The following is a 16,356-nucleotide window of genomic DNA, read 5'->3' as shown; positions in this document are numbered from 1 at the left end:
CTCCTTGCCCCTTGCGCTTCTCTGCGGAGAAGCGCGCAGACCGGAACGACGTGAAGGGCTGCATGGGGGTCCAGGGGGCTCGCCCCTTGGCTCACGGGGGTATTTGCGCAGTAAATACCCGGAGTGAGTCCACCCATTTACGAAAACGGGCCTCTACCGCCCGCCTGGCTGAGACTGACCATGCCCGACACCACCACCCCGCGCAAGCTCTACGCCATCATGCGCTATGCCAAGATCAAATCGTTCGCAGCGCTCGATCGCGTCTGTCAGCATAATATCCGCACCATTGCCGGCGAGAATATCCGCGACGATGCGCCGCCTCCTTTAGAACTGCTGGAGGAGGGCAGCGACGATTTCGTCGCGTCCGCCCGCGGTCGCCTCCGGGACCTTGGGATCGATATGCAATCCACCAAGGACAAGGTCATCGCGGTCGAGACGGTCACCACCGCCAGCAAGGCGTGGTTCGACAAGGCCAGCGAGGCGGAGAAGCAGGAATGGCTCAGGACGAATGTCGAATGGGCCAAGAAGAAATTCGGCAAGGGCCTGCTTTCCGCCAAACTGCATCTGGATGAAGAGGTATGGCATATACACTTCGTCGCGATACCGGTGGTCGAGAAGCGTGCGCTGCCCCGCGGCAAGAAGCCGACCGATCCCGTCAAGCTCGCCGACTATGAGCGGCGCAAGGCCGAAGCCCCGATGAAATGGACATTGTCCTATCACGATATCCTTGGCGGGAAAAATCAGCGGCTTTCGGAAGAGCAGGATGCCTATCATGCCGCGGTCAAGCATTTGGGCCTTGAGCGGGGTGAGGTGCAGCGCGACGATATCGAAATCGAGCTCGGTGACGAACTGACCATATCCGCGCTCGAACTGTCGCGCGGCCGTAACGCGGACGGATCGGCCCGGCCACGGCGGTCAATGACACCGGCGGAAGGGCGAGCGGCCGTTAAGCGTCTGCGCGCCGAAGCGGAAGCGCTGGTTCACGCGGCCGAGGAAGATCGAAAGCAAGCCGCGACGGATCGCGCGGCGTTGGCCGCAGCGCAGGCTGAAGCGGAGCGGCAGGCACAGGACGTCGCCCATGAACTGCGGATGGCAGCCGAACGTCATGAGAATGCGGATGCTGCCGCGCGCGATGCGGAGCGCGAGCGAAACCGGCTAAGCGAAGCGCGCCAAATCGCGGATCAGCAGCGCCAGAAACTGGAAGAGGATCGCCGGGCACTGGGAAACGCACTGGCGCGAGCCGAAGAAGATCATGTAGTGCTCCAGCGCGCGCGCCATGAAGCGCAAGATGTCGCCCGACGTGCCGAGCAGGAACGACAGGCAGCGGCTGCCGAACGTGATGCCATCGCTCGCGACCGCGAAGCGCTTGCGCAGGATCAGGCCGCGCTGAAAGCCCAGCAGAAAAGGCAGGATGCGGAAATCGAACTGCTTGCGCGAGGTGCCGACGACAGCAATGGGCTGGACCTGCGTCCGCACGAACAGGCTTTCACCATGAAGGCGGATGTGATGACCGAGAAAGAAAAACTGGTCTATAAGACGCCGTGGACTGCGGGTGCGCTTCGAATTGGCCACCAGCTTGCCCTCGCGCTTCAGCGGATCCGCCGTCTCACTGCCGATCTTTTACGTCGTGAGGGGCGCATGATGGTTCAGGAGAAGGAACTGGCACGGCGGGAGGCTGCCACCATCGAGCGGGATCGCCAGCAGGCAATATCGGCCCAGCGCCTGGAGCAACGCCACGCCGAGCAGGATGCCGCCATGGCTTTGGCCAGGGATCAGTTGGCTAAGCGCGAACAGGTCATTGCTGCGCGGGAAAATGCGTTGGAGCCGCGTGAAGCGGCTATCCAGCAACAGGCGTCGGCAGCGAGGGAAATCGAGGCGGCAGCAGAGGAGCGCGAACAGGCGCAACGTGACTGGATGAAGGTCGTGATTGGAAGCGCGGATGGATCGCTCATCGGCAGCCTTCGGGACGATGGCTATTTCCATATGGCGCGGCAGATTGACGGGCGCCCACGTCCCGCATCTGACGCTGTCAAGCGGACGATCGCAATCGCCCGCCTGAATGGGCGGCAACGATACTTAAACTGATCGATCGCACGTTCCGCGATCAGGCCGACACCAGCATGCGCATTATGAAGCTCAACGATGAAGTGGACGCACTCGACGATCTGGTCGAACAGACGCGCAAATCCCTTCCCCAAAACCAGCAGCAGATACTCAACGGGACGGATGAGGCGCTCAAAGAGGTTGCCGAGCGCCTGCGGCGTATGGAGGCGATCCAGTCCCAGCAAAGATCGTTATAAGTGAGGAGCGGGGTAAACAATCGATCCCGCTACCCATCCACGCTCAATGCTCGGACTCGAAGCTCCGGTTCTCGCGGCAGTGCCAGAGGCGCAGGATGAAGATGGTGCCGCTCGCGATCTCGTATCGCATTTCATAGTTGCCCACGATGATCCGCCGAACCTCACGCGGCTCGAAGGCTTCCAGTTTCTCGCCGAGGCGGGGATAGTCGAGCAGGCGGTTAGGCGCATGGGCGAGTTGCTGTACGACGCGAGCGGCTGCCTCGGGCGCGACTGGTCGAAGATGTTCGTGCAGGCGTAAAAGATCCGATGACGCTTTGCTGGTCCATTGGATTTTCATGCGGTCGGCGAGGGTAACGGGCTATCCGTGGACAGGCTGTCTGCCCATGCCTGGATGCTCTGATGATCGATCACCCGGCCCGCATCGACGTCGGCCAGAGCTTCGAGCGTCATCTTGTGCCGCTCTTCCTCCTGATCGATCCATGCCGCCAAGGCTTGCTTCATGATCCAGCCTCGTGAGCGCTCGATGCGTGCTGCCAGAGCATCCACTTTATCGGCCAAGCCCTCCGGCACATGGGCCGTTAGGACTCTCGTTGCTGCCGCCATTTCAATCACTCCCAATCCAGATGATTAAAAGTTAATCGAAAATCGATGGTTGAGCAAGATGGTCCGGGGGCGTTCTCGGGACGAGCGGCCTTGCAAAAATTCCGCCGATCGGTGAAGAATGACACGTTGGTCGGCACCTGTGGATAGGCAAAATGGAATGCTATTGCATGTGACAGGTGATTGGCGATAGTCGATAATAGGCCCGATTGCTGAACAAGCAAAAACAGGGACTTGGTTGGTTAACGGTTGATGCTGCATTTCCTGCCGCCCCAGCCAAGTTTTTCCCAACATACTACCAAACCTGGCTTTTCGGACGACGCCGGAACCGTGGTGGGGCGTCTGCTACAGAACCCTGCTACAAAGTTGGGACTTTGTGGGCATGGGAGGCATCCTGAATACGGTACGACGCGGGGGCGTCTATCACTTCCGGCGGGCGGTCCCCGTGGGACTGCGGGTACGGCTGGCACGCAGCGAATTGACATGCAGCCTCCATACTCATCAAGCAGGAGAGGCGCGGGTCCTGTCGCGCTGCCTGTATCTGCGGTCGGAGGAATTGTTCGCTGTGCTCGAAAACGCGTCCATGCTGAGTGATGAGGATATCGCGGCGTTGGTGAAGGATTTTTACACCACGATTCTAGCGCAGGACGATAATCGTCGCCTGATGGCTGATATGCCCGACCGGTTTCGGAAGGAGTGAGCGGAGGATTATCGAAAGCTCGCGGACAGCGCGAGGGAACATCTCGCCGAGAACGCCTATGGAACTGTGCGGCAGATCACCTCCGTCATGTTGGCGCGCCGCTATGGCCTGGACGCGAAGTTCGACAAGCTGAGCGTTCGGAAGGTCGGCCAAGCGATGCTTCGCGCTGGTGTCGAGGTGGCCGAAACGCTGCGCGCAAGGGCAGAGGGAGATTTCAACTATGAGCCGCGCGACAAGCTGCTCGTGGAGGCCCTTCGCGAGAGGCCGGAGCCTTCTTCAATGCCCCCTATCGTGCACGTCGAAACGCCGCCGGTTATCGCCGGTCCCATATTTTCCGAGGCCGCCGAAACATTCAGGGAGGCGCAACTGCGGCGCAAGATTTGGGAGAACCAGACCTACTCACAGGCGCGCGCCAGCTATGCGCTATTTCGCGATTTCGCCGGTGATCGGCCCTTGAGCCATTATGTCCGCCCCGATGCGGCTCGCTTCAAGGCGCTTTTGGAGGACCTTCCTGCCAATTACAGCAAGGCTCCGGAATTTCGCGGCCTGACAGCACAGAAAATCGTGGAGCAGACCCGCGACCGTGATGTCGGACGCCTGTCGTCGCGCACGATACAGCGTCTGTTGATTGCCGTTGAGAAGTGACCCGGGATTTCCACCGAGAAGTGACCCGCCTGATGGTTATGTTTCGGATGTCATATGTGGGTCAAGGTGCGGGTTTCTCCTTTCTGGGTCTGGCCTGCTGGGCCGAGCTGTTTTTGAACCGGAAGCTGTCGTTGCCGGTCTCCAGGATGTGGCAGTGATGGGTGAGCCGATCGAGGGGCGCGGTGGTCATCTTCGCGTCGCCGAACACGGTGGCCCACTCGCTGAAGCTAAGGTTCATGGTTATGATGACGCTGGTGCGCTCGTATAATTTGCTCAGCAGGTGGAAGAGCAGCGCGCCGCCGGAGGGACTGAACGGCAGATAACCCAGTTCGTCCAACACGACGAGGTCCGAGTGGACGAGCCGGTTGGCGATCTGCCCGGCGCGCCCCTGGGCCTTTTCCTGTTCCAGGGCATTGACCAGTTCGACCGTGGAGAAGAAGCGGACCCGCTTTCGATGATGCTCGATGGCCTGAACGCCCAGCGCCGTGGCGACATGGGTTTTCCCGGTGCCCGGGCCGCCGACCAGCACGATATTGTCGGCGACGTCGATGAAGTCGCAGCGGTGCAACTGGCGCACCAGCGCCTCATTCACCTCGCTGCTGGCAAAGTCGAAGCCGGCGAGATCGCGATAGGCCGGGAACCGCGCAACCTTGAGCTGATAGGCTACGGATCGCACCTCGCGTTCGGCCGTCTCGGCTTTCAGCAACTGGGAGAGGATTGGCACCGCCGCCTCGAAGGCGGGCGATCCCTGCTGCATGAGGTCGGTCACGGCCTGGGCCATGCCGGGCATTTTCAGGCCGCGCAGCATCACGACGAGGGCGCCGGTAGCGGGATCATGACGCATGACGGTTCTCCCCGCGCAACGCATCGTAGCGTTCGACATTGGCCATCGGCTCACTGACCAGCCTCAACGCCTGTGGCGCCGTCACCGGCGGCGTCGAGAGCGGCTTTCCATCGAGCAGCCTGTGCAACAGGTTGAGGAGATGGGTTTTGGTGGGCACGCCGGCGTCCAGCGCCAGGGCGACGGCGGTCAGCACGGCCTCTTCGTCATGGTGCAGGACCAGGGCAAGGATCTCGACCATTTCCCTGTCGCCGCCGGGATTGCGCAGCAGATGCCGTTGCAGCCGCTGGAAGGCCTCGGGCAGTTCGAGGAACGGCGCGCCGTTGCGCAGGGCGCCGGGCTTTCGCTGAACCACTGCCAGATAATGACGCCAGTCATAGACGGTGTGCCCCGGCCCATCATGGGATCGGTCGATGATGCGCTGATGCTCGCATATGACTTGCCCTTCGGCGACGGCCAGGAAGCGATCGGGATAGACCCGCAGGCTGACGGGCCGATTGGCGAACGACGCCGGCACGCTGTAACGGTTGCGTTCCAGGTGGATCAGGCAGGTTGGCGAGACCCGTTTCCCATATTCGACAAAGCCATCGAACGGTCTGCCCATCGGCATCAGGCTTTCCACTTCATCGGCCCAGGCATCGGCGACCGAACCCGGTTCGATCCCGTGCGGGATATCCTGCCACAGCTCCTTGCAGCGCTCCTCCAGCCATAGGTTGAGAGCATCCAGGCTTTCCGCCTGCGGCGTGGGTTGCCATAGCCGATGCCGGGCATCCTGGACGTTCTTCTCGACCTGGCCCTTTTCCCAGCCCGCTGCCGGATTACAGAACTCGGCCTCGAACAGATAATGACTGACCATGGTGAGGAAGCGGTTGTTGACGTTGCGCTCCTTGCCGCGCCCGACCTTGTCGACGGCGGTGCGCATATTGTCATAGATCCCGCGGCGCGGAACGCCGCCCAACACGCGGAACGCATGATTATGGGCATCGAACAGCATCTCGTGGGTCTGGAGCAAATAGGCCCGCACGAGAAAGGCGCGGCTGTAGCTGAGCTTGAAGTGGGCGACCTGCAGCTTGGTGCGCACGCCGCCGATGATCGCCCAATCCTCGCTCCAATCGAACTGGAATGCTTGCCCTGGTGCGAAGGACAGCGGCACGAATGTCCCGCGCCCGCTCATCTGTTGCTCACGACGATAATCATCGCGCCAGTCCCGGGCAAAGGCCGCCACCCGATTGTAGGAGCCATCATAGCCCAGGCTGACCAGATCAGCATGCAACTGCTTCATCGTCCGCTTCTGCTTGCGGGTCCGACCCATCTCCCGTCTCAGCCAGGCTGACAGCCGCTCCGCGAACGGGTCCAGTTTGCTCGGCCGATCGGGCACCTTGAACCGCGGATCGATCGTGTCCGAACGTAGATATTTACGGATCCTATTACGTGACAGCCCGGTACGCCGCGCAATCTCGCGGATCGAAAGATGATCGCGGAAATGCCAGCGCCGGATAACGCTCAATAACGCCATGTCCAACACTCCATGACCCCTCGCTCGTCAAAGTCAGGGGTGAGTTCAACATGGGTCACTTCTCAGTGAAAATTTGGGCCCTTCCCGGGTCACTTCTCAACGGCAATCAACAGAAAAGCGCAAACTCTGAATCAGATTTGATATCCATATACCAAGGCATCACACTCAATCGCTCCCGCTCATAAACGCCGCGATTTCCTCTTGGGTATAGACACGCACTGGTTGACGCTTAACGTGTGTCCAGCCGCCCTTTGGTTTTTGCTTTTTGGGTAAAGCGGCAAGTTCCATCTTCTTGCCGATAGGATTTGTTTTAGCCCAATTGATTTTCGCCATTCAACACTCTCTCCGTTTCACCTATTTAGCGAAATGAAAGAGTAATGGGGGCGAACTTGGCGAGTGATCTTGTCGCAGCACTGATTGGCACGGGCGGAACGCTGATTGTTGGTTTTGGCGGCGTCTGGTTTGGCGCATACCTCAATCGCAAAAGCGCCCTACAAACCGCAATCCAGTTGGCAGAGATCGACAGGCACAAATATGCTCAGGACCGTTTGTGGGATGCGCGAAAAGACGCCTACACGGCCATCGTCTCTGGATTGACCGCCTTGGATAAGTCAGTCGATAAAATGTATGATGGCTTCTTCAATGGGCCAAACGACCCCGAAGACTATTTCCAATCATCAAGTTTCAACGAGGAGAACGACGAGCTATGGAAGCGGTATCGTGCCACTAAAGAGCTATACGATAACAGCGTCCTCATCCTCTCAGATGCCTTTAAGGTGAAGTTCGGTGAATGGCAGCAGGACTTTTTCCACTACGACGAAAACGACATTCCGCCAGAGGTCACGAGAGCCCATCGAACAGCTATGGGAAAACACCTCCACCAGTTCGTTGAGATAGCCAAGGGCGAGTTATCTACCCAACTATCTACCTGACATACTGGTCGCAGAAACGACCCGAAATGGCCGTTTCTAAGCGGGACAGGTCAGAAATCATCGGCATCATGTGGTGTCGGTTTCAACTGCCTCCACGTGATCGCGGAATTATTGATGGGGACTCCTCCCATCGCAGGTTAGGGAAGCGAGATTCCAACGTAACAGGCGATAGTCCAAGGGCAGAGGTAATAACTTTCTCAGGAGTGCGCCCAGCTTCACGGGCGTTTTCCCGTCCAAACTTGAACCCACACCAACTTGCAGGTGAGAAGCCAGGGCGAATACACCCCAAAATAGGCTGAGGGAACCACGTCAAAGGTTGTGTCCAAGCTGCTTTGAGATGGTAAGTTACGGTATCTGATACCGATACGGTGATTTCCTCCACTTCGCGGTCAAGGATAAGATCGGTTTTCGTAATGCCACCGTTCACAAAGCTGATGACGCGGCTTGATGGATATTCTGTCCGAGATAATAGACATAGATTGGCAGCGCGCTGAAATGGTTGGTGTAAGCCACCTCGCGTGATGAATGACCAATTGGTTTGGGCTTGAGAGCCGCGCATACCGCATCCTTCTTGCACCAACGACAACCGTCGATATGTCGAAGAGGAATCGCTGTTTTGGTATGCCGCCCCATCAAGTGCTTGATCGATGCCGTAATTCTCAATCAAACCTTTTGCTGAGAACACAACGGCTCGATTTTCATCTGACCAGCTATGGGCAAGAGCGACAATATCACTATTGCGATCCCATTGGATTTTTTGCTCAGCGTTCCATGCGTCTATCTGCCGGTAAAACTGATAAGCAAACAAATGACTGATGAGAGCTACCACAAAATAGCCCCCAAACCACACCGCAGGAACGACCTTCATCCAACGAGGCCCAGCTTGAGAGTAGGCGCGCCAACCCATCAGTATGAAGCCGAGATTGATGAAGAGAATGGACCAAAGCTCTGCACTTAGGAACGAGAGCAAGAGGCCAGGACCATCCATTTTCTGGAGGGCATACAGAATGAATGTAACTAAGAAGCAGGAAAACCATCCAGACTTGAAAATGCTCTTTGAATTCATGCGGCCCTCCACGCACGGTCATAATTGCCTTAAAAAAGGCTATTATCTTCACCTTTTACGGCCACCGCTTCACGTTCAGCAATCATTTCCTCCACCAGATCAAACTTTCCCGCTGGATCGACAACGAAGCGATGTGCGTGGAACACCTGTAGGGAGTTGTAGCAGTCCACTTGATCTTTGGTTGTTGATTGCCGTTGAGAAGTGACCCGGGATTTCCACCGAGAAGTGACCCGCCTGATGGTTATGTTTCGGATGTCATATGTGGGTCAAGGTGCGGGTTTCTCCTTTCTGGGTCTGGCCTGCTGGGCTGAGCTGTTCTTGAACCGGAAGCTGTCGTTGCCGGTCTCCAGGATGTGGCAGTGATGGGTGAGCCGATCGAGGAGCGCGGTGGTCATCTTCGCGTCGCCGAAGACGGTGGCCCACTCGCTGAAGCTCAGGTTGGTGGTTATGATGACGCTGGTGCGCTCGTATAATTTGCTCAGCAGGTGGAAGAGCAGCGCGCCGCCGGAGGGACTGAACGGCAGATAGCCCAGTTCGTCCAACACGACGAGGTCCGAGTGGACGAGCCGGTTGGCGATCTGCCCGGCGCGCCCCTGGGCCTTTTCCTGTTCCAGGGCATTGACCAGTTCGACCGTGGAGAAGAAGCGGACCCGCTTTCGATGATGCTCGATGGCCTGAACGCCCAGCGCCGTGGCGACATGGGTTTTCCCGGTGCCCGGGCCGCCGACCAGCACGATATTGTCGGCGACGTCGATGAAGTCGCAGCGGTGCAACTGGCGCACCAGCGCCTCATTCACCTCGCTGCTGGCAAAGTCGAAGCCTGCCAGATCACGATAGGCCGGGAACCGCGCAACCTTGAGCTGATAGGCTACGGATCGCACCTCGCGTTCGGCCGTCTCGGCTTTCAGCAACTGGGAGAGGATTGGCACCGCCGCCTCGAAGGCGGGCGATCCCTGCTGCATGAGGTCGGTCACGGCCTGGGCCATGCCGGGCATTTTCAGGCCGCGCAGCATCACGACGAGGGCGCCGGTAGCGGGATCATGACGCATGACGGTTCTCCCCGCGCAACGCATCGTAGCGTTCGACATTGGCCATCGGCTCACTGACCAGCCTCAACGCCTGTGGCGCCGTCACCGGCGGCGTCGAGAGTGGTTTTCCATCGAGCAGCCTGTGCAACAGGTTGAGGATATGGGTTTTGGTGGGCACGCCGGCGTCCAGCGCCAGGGCGACGGCGGTCAGCACGGCCTCTTCGTCATGGTGCAGGACCAGGGCAAGGATCTCGACCATTTCCCTGTCGCCGCCGGGATTGCGCAGCAGATGCCGTTGCAGCCGCTGGAAGGCCTCGGGCAGTTCGAGGAACGGCGCGCCGTTGCGCAGGGCGCCGGGCTTTCGCTGAACCACTGCCAGATAATGACGCCAGTCATAGACGGTGTGCCCCGGCCCATCATGGGATCGGTCGATGATGCGCTGATGCTCGCATATGACTTGCCCTTCGGCGACGGCCAGGAAGCGATCGGGATAGACCCGCAGGCTGACGGGCCGATTGGCGAACGACGCCGGCACGCTGTAACGGTTGCGTTCCAGGTGGATCAGGCAGGTTGGCGAGACCCGTTTCCCATATTCGACAAAGCCATCGAACGGTCTGCCCATCGGCATCAGGCTTTCCACTTCATCGGCCCAGGCATCGGCGACCGAACCCGGTTCGATCCCGTGCGGGATATCCTGCCACAGCTCCTTGCAGCGCTCCTCCAGCCATAGGTTGAGAGCATCCAGGCTTTCCGCCTGCGGCGTGGGTTGCCATAGCCGATGCCGGGCATCCTGGACGTTCTTCTCGACCTGGCCCTTTTCCCAGCCCGCTGCCGGATTACAGAACTCGGCCTCGAACAGATAATGACTGACCATGGTGAGGAAGCGGTTGTTGACGTTGCGCTCCTTGCCGCGCCCGACCTTGTCGACGGCGGTGCGCATATTGTCATAGATCCCGCGGCGCGGAACGCCGCCCAACACGCGGAACGCATGATTATGGGCATCGAACAGCATCTCGTGGGTCTGGAGCAAATAGGCCCGCACGAGAAAGGCGCGGCTGTAGCTGAGCTTGAAGTGGGCGACCTGCAGCTTGGTGCGCACGCCGCCGATGATCGCCCAATCCTCGCTCCAATCGAACTGGAATGCTTGCCCTGGTGCGAAGGACAGCGGCACGAATGTCCCGCGCCCGCTCATCTGTTGCTCACGACGATAATCATCGCGCCAGTCCCGGGCAAAGGCCGCCACCCGATTGTAGGAGCCATCATAGCCCAGGCTGACCAGATCAGCATGCAACTGCTTCATCGTCCGCTTCTGCTTGCGGGTCCGACCCATCTCCCGTCTCAGCCAGGCTGACAGCCGCTCCGCGAACGGGTCCAGTTTGCTCGGCCGATCGGGCACCTTGAACCGCGGATCGATCGTGTCCGAACGTAGATATTTACGGATCCTATTACGTGACAGCCCGGTACGCCGCGCAATCTCGCGGATCGAAAGATGATCGCGGAAATGCCAGCGCCGGATAACGCTCAATAACGCCATGTCCAACACTCCATGACCCCTCGCTCGTCAAAGTCAGGGGTGAGTTCAACATGGGTCACTTCTCAGTGAAAATTTGGGCCCTTCCCGGGTCACTTCTCAACGGCAATCAACAGCTTGGGTCTGCACGTCAGGCGAATGGTTCTCCCTCGCCAGACCCATACGTTCTCCGGCTGGAAGAGAGCGAGAGGCGTTGGGACGCTTGGAACCATGCCGATTGTGAAATGCAGGCAGCGTTCAGTGAGGGCGGCAGCTATCATCGCTTCGCGACAGATACATGCCTTCCCTCCGTCCCGGAGAATGTTCGAACCAGACATGACGAATGGCGGCGATGTCGATGGCCGGTGCGACCGCTCGCATCACCTTTGCCGCGAGCGCCAGATCGAAACGAAGCGGCGCAAACAGGTTGAATGCCAGCGGCATCGAACTCAGCAGATTGCTGTAGAGACGCTGTCGGTCGATCAGTGCCCCGGCTTCCTGATAGATGACCTCCCGCCGGGCGAGATGCGCCACGGCTGGTCCGAGGAAGTTGCGGCCAACGGCAGCCGCGCTCGTGCTGAGCAACGAACCGACTTTCCGTTTCCGCCCATCGCGTCCCTGGAAGCTGCCTATCGGCAACCCCTGCCGTTCGCGCCACGGCAAGCCGATGCGGGTGGATCAGCGTGCCGGGCGCCGTCATGTATGCGCTCGCCACGCCCCGGTTCGACTGGGGATTTCATTCCGAGCCTGACCCCACGCGCTGCGGCCGGACCGAACATTGGCCAAGAGGAAAAATCGTCGGCGGCAGTACGTCCATCAATGGCATGGTGTTCGTGCGGGGGCAGCAGGCGGACTTCGACGATTGGGAGAAGGCTGGAGCCGAAGGCTGGTCCTATCGCGACGTCCTCCCCTTCTTCAAGCGCAGCGAACAGACAAGATTGGGCGACGACGCGACGAGGGGCCGTGATGGCCCGGTGAATGTCGTGGAGGCGTGGCATATTCCGGAAGCCACCCACGGTTCATCGACGCGTGCGAAAGCGTCCAGATCAAGAGAACGACGGACTATAACGGCATCAGTCAGGAGGGCGTCGGCCCCTGCCAGGCGAATGTCCGTCACGGCCGCCGGGACGGCGTGGCACGCGCCTATCTTCGCCCCGCGCTGAAGCGCCGGAACCTGCGCATGATGAAACGGGTGCACGCAACGCGCATCCTGTTCGAAGGGAAAAAGGCGGTCGGCGTCGAATATCAATCTGGCGGAAAGCGCCATCGGCTCTATTGCAAACGCGAAGTCATATTGGCCTGCGGGGCCATCGGCTCCCCTCACCTTCTCATGCTGTCCGGGGGTCGGGCCGGCCGCATCGCTTGCCCGGCATGACATCCCGATTGTCCATGACAACCGAAATGTCAGCGCGAACCTGATGGATCACCCGGCGTGCGTCATGGCGCATCAGGTTTCCATGTCCTCCCTCAACCGCGAAGGGAAAGGACTACGCTGGCTCTGGAATGCGGCCCGCTGGCTGACATTTCAGTCGGGCCAGCCACTGCCATCGCATCGCAGGGGCTGGCATTTGCCCGAACCCTGCCTTCTTTGCCCTACCCGGACGTGCAGATCACTTTCAGCAGCAGCGCCTACACATTCGCTGGCGGCAAGGTGCGGCTTGCGGACACGGACGGTGTGATGATGTGCGTCAATGTCGGCCGTCCCGAAAGCCGTGGCCATATCGAACTGCGTTCCGCCGACCCCTTCGACGCGCCGGCCATCTTCCCGAAAATGTTCGACAACCCCGCCGACCTTGAAACCCTGTTGCGCGGCATGCGTCTGGCGGAGCAGCTATTTTCGACGCCCGCGCTCAAGGACGTCGTCACAGGGTCTGACGAGGTAGCCGACACAAGAACGGACAATGAACTGCGCGATCTCCTGCGCGCCAATTCGAACATCATCTATCATCCGGCAGGAACCTGTCGCATGGGTGGCGACGACGCCGTCGTGGATTCCCGATTGCGCGTCTGTGGCGTTGCGAGCCTGCGCGTCGCCGACGCATCGATATTCCCATCGATGGTCAGCGGAAACACGAACGCGGCGAGCATGATGATCGGCGAAAAGGCCGCAGACATTATTGTGAAGGATGAAGCCCGACTGGATCGGAGATGAGGGAAATCTGGCACATACCGATGGAAAGACAGTGGCAGTCAAGCCGGTGCAAGGTTGCGCCAGCCCTTTCTCTCAGCCGGTAATCTGCCTGCCCAGGAACCGTCGCGCGATAATCCATTTCTGAATTTCGTTGGCGCCTTCGTAGATTTCGCCAATCTTGGCATCGCGATAGATCGCCTCGAGCGCCTTTTCCTCTCCGGTGCCGCCCATCGTCCTGACGAAGCCATAGGCTCCGCTCACCTGTATGGCATCGCGAACGACATCGACGGCGAGACGCGATCCGGCAACCTTTGCCATCGCGGCCAACGTCTCCACATTCTGTCCGGCATCGAACATCGCGCCGGCCTTTTCATACAGCGAGCGCGCCTGCTCGATCGCAATGGCGTGATCGGCAAAGGTCATTTGCCAGTGTTGAAAGCCGCCCAGCTTCTGTCCGAAGACTTCACGCGTCTGCATATGGTCGCACGCGATGTCGAACGCGGCTTGCGCCATGCCGATCCCCACAGCGCCAATGCCCATTCTACCGAGCATCAATGCACCCAAAGCGGATCGCAAGCCACCGCCCACCGCGCCGACCACATGATCATCGCCCACGAAACTGCCATCAAAACTGACGTCCGAGGTCAGTTGAGGGCGGTTGCCCATCTTCTGATCGGGATCGGCGACCAACACGGAATTGTCATGCATATCGACAAGAAAAAGCGTTTGCGAATGATCCCCGGTCCGGGCGAGCACCAGCATATAGTCGGCGGCAACGGCGTTGGTTATCCAGCGCTTTTTCCCGCTGATGCGCCATCCCCCATCGACCTTGCTGGCCACGGTTTGCATGGCGCCAGGCGACAGGTCCGTAGACGCGGCAGGTTCGCTGGTGGCAAAGCTGCACACGATCTCACCACGGATCATCCGTGGCAAATATCGCTCGCGCAAAGCCGGGCTGGCGCGGTCCAGCGTCTGTCCGACCAGAATGAGGGGCGCATCCAGCAGTGCGGAAGCGATGCCTGACGAGAAATAGGCGACCTCCTCGATGGCGACAAGCAGGGACAAGGTCGGGTGCTCAAGTCCGCGACCACCTATGTCGCGAGCGAAGGGAATGCCCAGTATCCCGGCCTTGGCGAACACCTGCAACATCCCGTGCGGGAAGCTGGCGCGGCTCTCAATCGCGCCGTTGAGGTCGTGAGCAATGGGGCGCAGCTCGCTTTCGCAAAGGCGTCGTACCTCCTCGCGCACGGCCTTGACCTCTTCGGGCATAAAAAAGTCCGAACGCAACAGTTCTCCCGCACGATCAGGCACGGTTTTTCTCCCCTTGCTAAAAACAATGCCGCAACCCGGCCTTGCGACTGCCGTCAGCGCCGCGTCTGCAACGCATGATAATTATATTGCGCCCTTGCCGCACGCAGGTCCGCGCCATTTTCGACTGCGGTGCGGATCGCTTCCTCCGCTTCGTGGATTTCGCTCGCAACTTCCAGCACGGCGTCCAGAGAGACCTGGGGAACGACCACGATCCCGTCGCCATCGCCCCGCAACCAGTCACCGGGACGGACGCGAATGCCGCCGATCTGGACGGGTTCCTGCGTGACCTCCAGCCGGACTCGATCCTTGCCTGTGCGCATCCAGTTCCCGCGGGCGAACAGCGGGTAATTAAGAGCCATGGCGCGATCCACGTCACGACAGATTCCATCGATAACGGTCCCGGAAATACCACGCCGCGATGCCGTCGCCGTCAACAGATCGCCCCAGACCGTGACATCGGTTCGCCCGGCATTGTCGATGACGACCACCGAACCTTCCCCGATATCGTCGATGAAATCGCCGACGGTTCCTCCTTCATGGCCGATTGGCGCATAACGCAATGTCCACGCCTGACCGACCAGGCTGAAGCTACGATCCAGGGGCATGATTCCCGCGCATTGGCAGGCTATTCCAAGGCGATCCATTGCATCGCTCAGATCGGTGCAACTGAGCGAGCCTAGGCTGTGTGCGACTGAGGAAGACACGTGCTTCAACCCTTCTTCAACATGGTTTCGTAATCGGCGCCCATCACTTCGACGAGCGGCTTCCCGGATCGCACTGCATCGGCCATGAGCTGTTCCTTGCGGACGATCATCTCGGCTCTTTCAAGGACCTCCTCGACCCGGCCGGAAGGAATGAAGGCAACGCCGCTGCCATCGGCGATGACGAGGTCGGCTGGCGAAACCGTCACGTCGGCAATGGTGACCTGCACGTTCCAGTCCTGTTCGATGACGCGGCCCCGCGCGGTTCTGGCGGTCGTCCCGGACGCATAGACCGGCAGGCCCATTTCCCTTGCTTCGTCGATGTCCCGGCAGGCGCCATGGATCACCACGCCCCTCACGCCCTGCCGCTTCGCGCCCAGGGCCAATATACCTCCCCAGCCCGCAACATCGAGACGGCCTCCATGGGCCACGACGATCACATCGTCAGGGCCGGCGGCATCTACCGCAGATGTTCCCAGATGCCGTTTGCTGGCCCTTCCATCGTCTTCGCAGAGTTGCACGGTGATCACCCTGCCGGTGACTTTCTCCTGCGTGCTGAATGCACTCAGCCCTTGCGCAAGCCCGGAAATGCCCAGGGCGTCGAGGGCGTCGGATACTGCACAGCAATCCAGCCTCGCCAGGCGGGCCAGATCATCAGCGCGAGACTGTTGCGTCATGGGGAAACCCTCAATCTTCAGGAGCAATGATGGCGTTGAGACCGGCCATTTCCGCCTTCAGCACGACCTGACAGGCCAGCCTGGAGTTGGATTGCCGATGGTCGGAACTGTCCAGCAGATCATCCTCATCCGACTGCATCGGCTCTAACAGCGCGATTTGCTTATCGTCGATATAGATCTGGCAGGTAGAACAGGAGCAGCATCCGCCGCACAGCGCCAGCATCTCGTCGAACCCGGAATTGCGAATGGCTTCCATCAGCGTGACGCCTTCTTCAGCTTCGATCGCCTTTGTCTCTCCGTTGCGAGAGATAATGTTCAATTTCATCAAATTTACCTTTTTGCCTCAGCGAAGGCAGATGCAGAAATATCTCGATGATCCCGGCATGAGAGGAAGGTGG

The 16,356-nt window shown here is 59.7% G+C and carries 20 protein-coding genes and 1 pseudogene; 8 read left to right on the top strand and 13 right to left on the bottom strand.

Annotation, left to right across the window (positions count from 1 at the left end; translation table 11 throughout):
* Positions 1–180: 180 nt before the first annotated feature.
* Both NUH86_RS18415 and NUH86_RS18410 read left to right on the top strand, forming a co-directional pair.
* Positions 181–2,085, top strand: a complete 1,905-nt coding sequence (locus NUH86_RS18415; protein WP_267252775.1) for a plasmid recombination protein — start codon at positions 181–183, stop codon at positions 2,083–2,085.
* Positions 2,086–2,129: 44 nt separating this feature from the next.
* Positions 2,130–2,300, top strand: a complete 171-nt coding sequence (locus NUH86_RS18410) for a hypothetical protein (protein ID WP_267252774.1) — start codon at positions 2,130–2,132, stop codon at positions 2,298–2,300.
* A 43-nt stretch (positions 2,301–2,343) separates the two neighbouring features.
* Here NUH86_RS18410 and NUH86_RS18405 read toward each other — a convergent pair whose 3' ends face one another.
* Both NUH86_RS18405 and NUH86_RS18400 read right to left on the bottom strand, forming a co-directional pair.
* Positions 2,344–2,637 carry a type II toxin-antitoxin system RelE/ParE family toxin gene (locus NUH86_RS18405; protein WP_267252773.1) on the bottom strand — a complete coding sequence of 98 codons (294 nt, stop codon included), beginning with the start codon at positions 2,635–2,637 and terminating at the stop codon, positions 2,344–2,346.
* On the bottom strand, positions 2,634–2,903 hold the full coding sequence (locus tag NUH86_RS18400) for a CopG family ribbon-helix-helix protein (protein WP_267252772.1): 270 nt from the start codon (positions 2,901–2,903) through the stop codon (positions 2,634–2,636). The genes NUH86_RS18405 and NUH86_RS18400 overlap by 4 nt, the downstream gene beginning before the upstream one ends.
* Before the next feature lie 379 nt (positions 2,904–3,282).
* Between NUH86_RS18400 and NUH86_RS18395 the strand changes: the two genes are divergently transcribed.
* Both NUH86_RS18395 and NUH86_RS18390 read left to right on the top strand, forming a co-directional pair.
* On the top strand, positions 3,283–3,600 hold the full coding sequence (locus NUH86_RS18395; protein WP_267252771.1) for a DUF6538 domain-containing protein: 318 nt from the start codon (positions 3,283–3,285) through the stop codon (positions 3,598–3,600).
* A 66-nt stretch (positions 3,601–3,666) separates the two neighbouring features.
* The gene (locus NUH86_RS18390) at positions 3,667–4,245 is read left to right on the top strand and encodes a hypothetical protein (RefSeq protein ID WP_267252770.1); all 579 of its coding nucleotides are present in this window, start codon (positions 3,667–3,669) and stop codon (positions 4,243–4,245) included.
* Between the two features lie 61 nt (positions 4,246–4,306).
* Here NUH86_RS18390 and istB (NUH86_RS18385) read toward each other — a convergent pair whose 3' ends face one another.
* The 3 genes from istB (NUH86_RS18385) to NUH86_RS18375 all read right to left on the bottom strand — a co-directional run bounded on the left by istB (NUH86_RS18385) (position 4,307) and on the right by NUH86_RS18375 (position 6,935).
* Positions 4,307–5,089: an IS21-like element helper ATPase IstB gene (gene istB, locus NUH86_RS18385; protein ID WP_267252769.1), complete on the bottom strand. Its 783-nt coding sequence runs from the start codon at positions 5,087–5,089 to the stop codon at positions 4,307–4,309.
* Complete coding sequence (gene istA, locus NUH86_RS18380) at positions 5,079–6,602, bottom strand: IS21 family transposase (RefSeq protein WP_267252768.1); 1,524 nt, start codon at positions 6,600–6,602, stop codon at positions 5,079–5,081. The genes istB (NUH86_RS18385) and istA (NUH86_RS18380) overlap by 11 nt, the downstream gene beginning before the upstream one ends.
* A gap of 165 nt (positions 6,603–6,767) precedes the next feature.
* Positions 6,768–6,935 carry a hypothetical protein gene (locus NUH86_RS18375; protein ID WP_267252767.1) on the bottom strand — a complete coding sequence of 56 codons (168 nt, stop codon included), beginning with the start codon at positions 6,933–6,935 and terminating at the stop codon, positions 6,768–6,770.
* Between the two features lie 44 nt (positions 6,936–6,979).
* On the opposite strand from NUH86_RS18375, the gene NUH86_RS18370 reads away from it, so the two are divergent.
* Positions 6,980–7,534 carry a hypothetical protein gene (locus NUH86_RS18370; RefSeq protein WP_267252766.1) on the top strand — a complete coding sequence of 185 codons (555 nt, stop codon included), beginning with the start codon at positions 6,980–6,982 and terminating at the stop codon, positions 7,532–7,534.
* Positions 7,535–7,616: 82 nt separating this feature from the next.
* Here the strand turns inward: NUH86_RS18370 and NUH86_RS18365 are convergent, their stop codons facing one another.
* The 4 genes from NUH86_RS18365 to NUH86_RS18350 form a co-directional block, all read right to left on the bottom strand.
* Positions 7,617–8,600 (bottom strand): hypothetical protein, encoded by a 984-nt coding sequence (locus NUH86_RS18365; protein ID WP_267252765.1) that lies wholly within the window; start codon positions 8,598–8,600, stop codon positions 7,617–7,619.
* A gap of 266 nt (positions 8,601–8,866) precedes the next feature.
* Positions 8,867–9,649 (bottom strand): IS21-like element helper ATPase IstB, encoded by a 783-nt coding sequence (gene istB, locus NUH86_RS18360; RefSeq protein ID WP_267252764.1) that lies wholly within the window; start codon positions 9,647–9,649, stop codon positions 8,867–8,869.
* Complete coding sequence (istA, locus tag NUH86_RS18355) at positions 9,639–11,162, bottom strand: IS21 family transposase (protein ID WP_267252763.1); 1,524 nt, start codon at positions 11,160–11,162, stop codon at positions 9,639–9,641. The genes istB (NUH86_RS18360) and istA (NUH86_RS18355) overlap by 11 nt, the downstream gene beginning before the upstream one ends.
* 234 nt (positions 11,163–11,396) lie before the next feature.
* On the bottom strand, positions 11,397–11,801 hold the full coding sequence (locus tag NUH86_RS18350) for a PGN_0703 family putative restriction endonuclease (protein WP_323749035.1): 405 nt from the start codon (positions 11,799–11,801) through the stop codon (positions 11,397–11,399).
* 35 nt (positions 11,802–11,836) lie between these two features.
* Between NUH86_RS18350 and NUH86_RS24890 the strand changes: the two are divergent.
* The 3 genes and pseudogenes from NUH86_RS24890 to NUH86_RS18340 all read left to right on the top strand — a co-directional run.
* Positions 11,837–12,115: pseudogene (locus NUH86_RS24890) on the top strand (GMC family oxidoreductase N-terminal domain-containing protein); the annotation flags it as partial.
* A 14-nt stretch (positions 12,116–12,129) separates the two neighbouring features.
* Entirely contained in the window at positions 12,130–12,513 is a 384-nt protein-coding gene (locus NUH86_RS18345) for a GMC family oxidoreductase N-terminal domain-containing protein (RefSeq protein ID WP_267252761.1), read from the top strand.
* Between the two features lie 213 nt (positions 12,514–12,726).
* The gene (locus NUH86_RS18340) at positions 12,727–13,290 is read left to right on the top strand and encodes a GMC family oxidoreductase (protein WP_267252759.1); all 564 of its coding nucleotides are present in this window, start codon (positions 12,727–12,729) and stop codon (positions 13,288–13,290) included.
* A 72-nt stretch (positions 13,291–13,362) separates the two neighbouring features.
* On the opposite strand, the gene NUH86_RS18335 is transcribed toward NUH86_RS18340, so the two are convergent.
* From NUH86_RS18335 to NUH86_RS18320, 4 genes are read right to left on the bottom strand one after another with little or no spacing between them, the layout of a single operon-like run.
* On the bottom strand, positions 13,363–14,580 hold the full coding sequence (locus tag NUH86_RS18335) for an acyl-CoA dehydrogenase family protein (protein WP_267252758.1): 1,218 nt from the start codon (positions 14,578–14,580) through the stop codon (positions 13,363–13,365).
* 53 nt (positions 14,581–14,633) lie between these two features.
* Positions 14,634–15,284: an RraA family protein gene (locus NUH86_RS18330; protein ID WP_267252757.1), complete on the bottom strand. Its 651-nt coding sequence runs from the start codon at positions 15,282–15,284 to the stop codon at positions 14,634–14,636.
* A gap of 5 nt (positions 15,285–15,289) precedes the next feature.
* A complete protein-coding gene (locus tag NUH86_RS18325) occupies positions 15,290–15,958 on the bottom strand; it encodes an RraA family protein (protein WP_267252756.1) in 669 nt (222 codons plus the stop codon).
* A 10-nt stretch (positions 15,959–15,968) separates the two neighbouring features.
* Positions 15,969–16,286, bottom strand: coding sequence for a 2Fe-2S iron-sulfur cluster-binding protein (locus tag NUH86_RS18320; protein WP_267252755.1), 318 nt, complete (start codon positions 16,284–16,286; stop codon positions 15,969–15,971).
* Positions 16,287–16,356 lie beyond the last annotated feature (70 nt).

Origin of the sequence: Sphingobium sp. JS3065 (assembly GCF_026427355.1) — a bacterium.
Taxonomy (GTDB): Bacteria; Pseudomonadota; Alphaproteobacteria; order Sphingomonadales; family Sphingomonadaceae; genus Sphingobium.
The sequence above is the reverse complement of the archived record's forward strand: the minus strand, read 5'-3'. Positions and strand labels throughout refer to the sequence as shown.

Excerpts from the sequence above, each read along its gene's own strand:
- NUH86_RS18415 (WP_267252775.1), top strand. The coding sequence starts at position 181 with ATGCCCGACACCACCACCCCGCGCAAGCTCTACGCCATCATGCGCTAT.
- NUH86_RS18410 (WP_267252774.1), top strand. The coding sequence starts at position 2,130 with ATGAAGCTCAACGATGAAGTGGACGCACTCGACGATCTGGTCGAACAG.
- NUH86_RS18405 (WP_267252773.1), bottom strand. The coding sequence starts at position 2,637 with ATGAAAATCCAATGGACCAGCAAAGCGTCATCGGATCTTTTACGCCTG.
- NUH86_RS18400 (WP_267252772.1), bottom strand. The coding sequence starts at position 2,903 with ATGGCGGCAGCAACGAGAGTCCTAACGGCCCATGTGCCGGAGGGCTTG.
- NUH86_RS18395 (WP_267252771.1), top strand. The coding sequence starts at position 3,283 with ATGGGAGGCATCCTGAATACGGTACGACGCGGGGGCGTCTATCACTTC.
- istB (WP_267252769.1), bottom strand. The coding sequence starts at position 5,089 with ATGCGTCATGATCCCGCTACCGGCGCCCTCGTCGTGATGCTGCGCGGC.
- istA (WP_267252768.1), bottom strand. The coding sequence starts at position 6,602 with ATGGCGTTATTGAGCGTTATCCGGCGCTGGCATTTCCGCGATCATCTT.
- NUH86_RS18375 (WP_267252767.1), bottom strand. The coding sequence starts at position 6,935 with ATGGCGAAAATCAATTGGGCTAAAACAAATCCTATCGGCAAGAAGATG.
- NUH86_RS18370 (WP_267252766.1), top strand. The coding sequence starts at position 6,980 with ATGGGGGCGAACTTGGCGAGTGATCTTGTCGCAGCACTGATTGGCACG.
- NUH86_RS18365 (WP_267252765.1), bottom strand. The coding sequence starts at position 8,600 with ATGAATTCAAAGAGCATTTTCAAGTCTGGATGGTTTTCCTGCTTCTTA.
- istB (WP_267252764.1), bottom strand. The coding sequence starts at position 9,649 with ATGCGTCATGATCCCGCTACCGGCGCCCTCGTCGTGATGCTGCGCGGC.
- istA (WP_267252763.1), bottom strand. The coding sequence starts at position 11,162 with ATGGCGTTATTGAGCGTTATCCGGCGCTGGCATTTCCGCGATCATCTT.
- NUH86_RS18325 (WP_267252756.1), bottom strand. The coding sequence starts at position 15,958 with ATGACGCAACAGTCTCGCGCTGATGATCTGGCCCGCCTGGCGAGGCTG.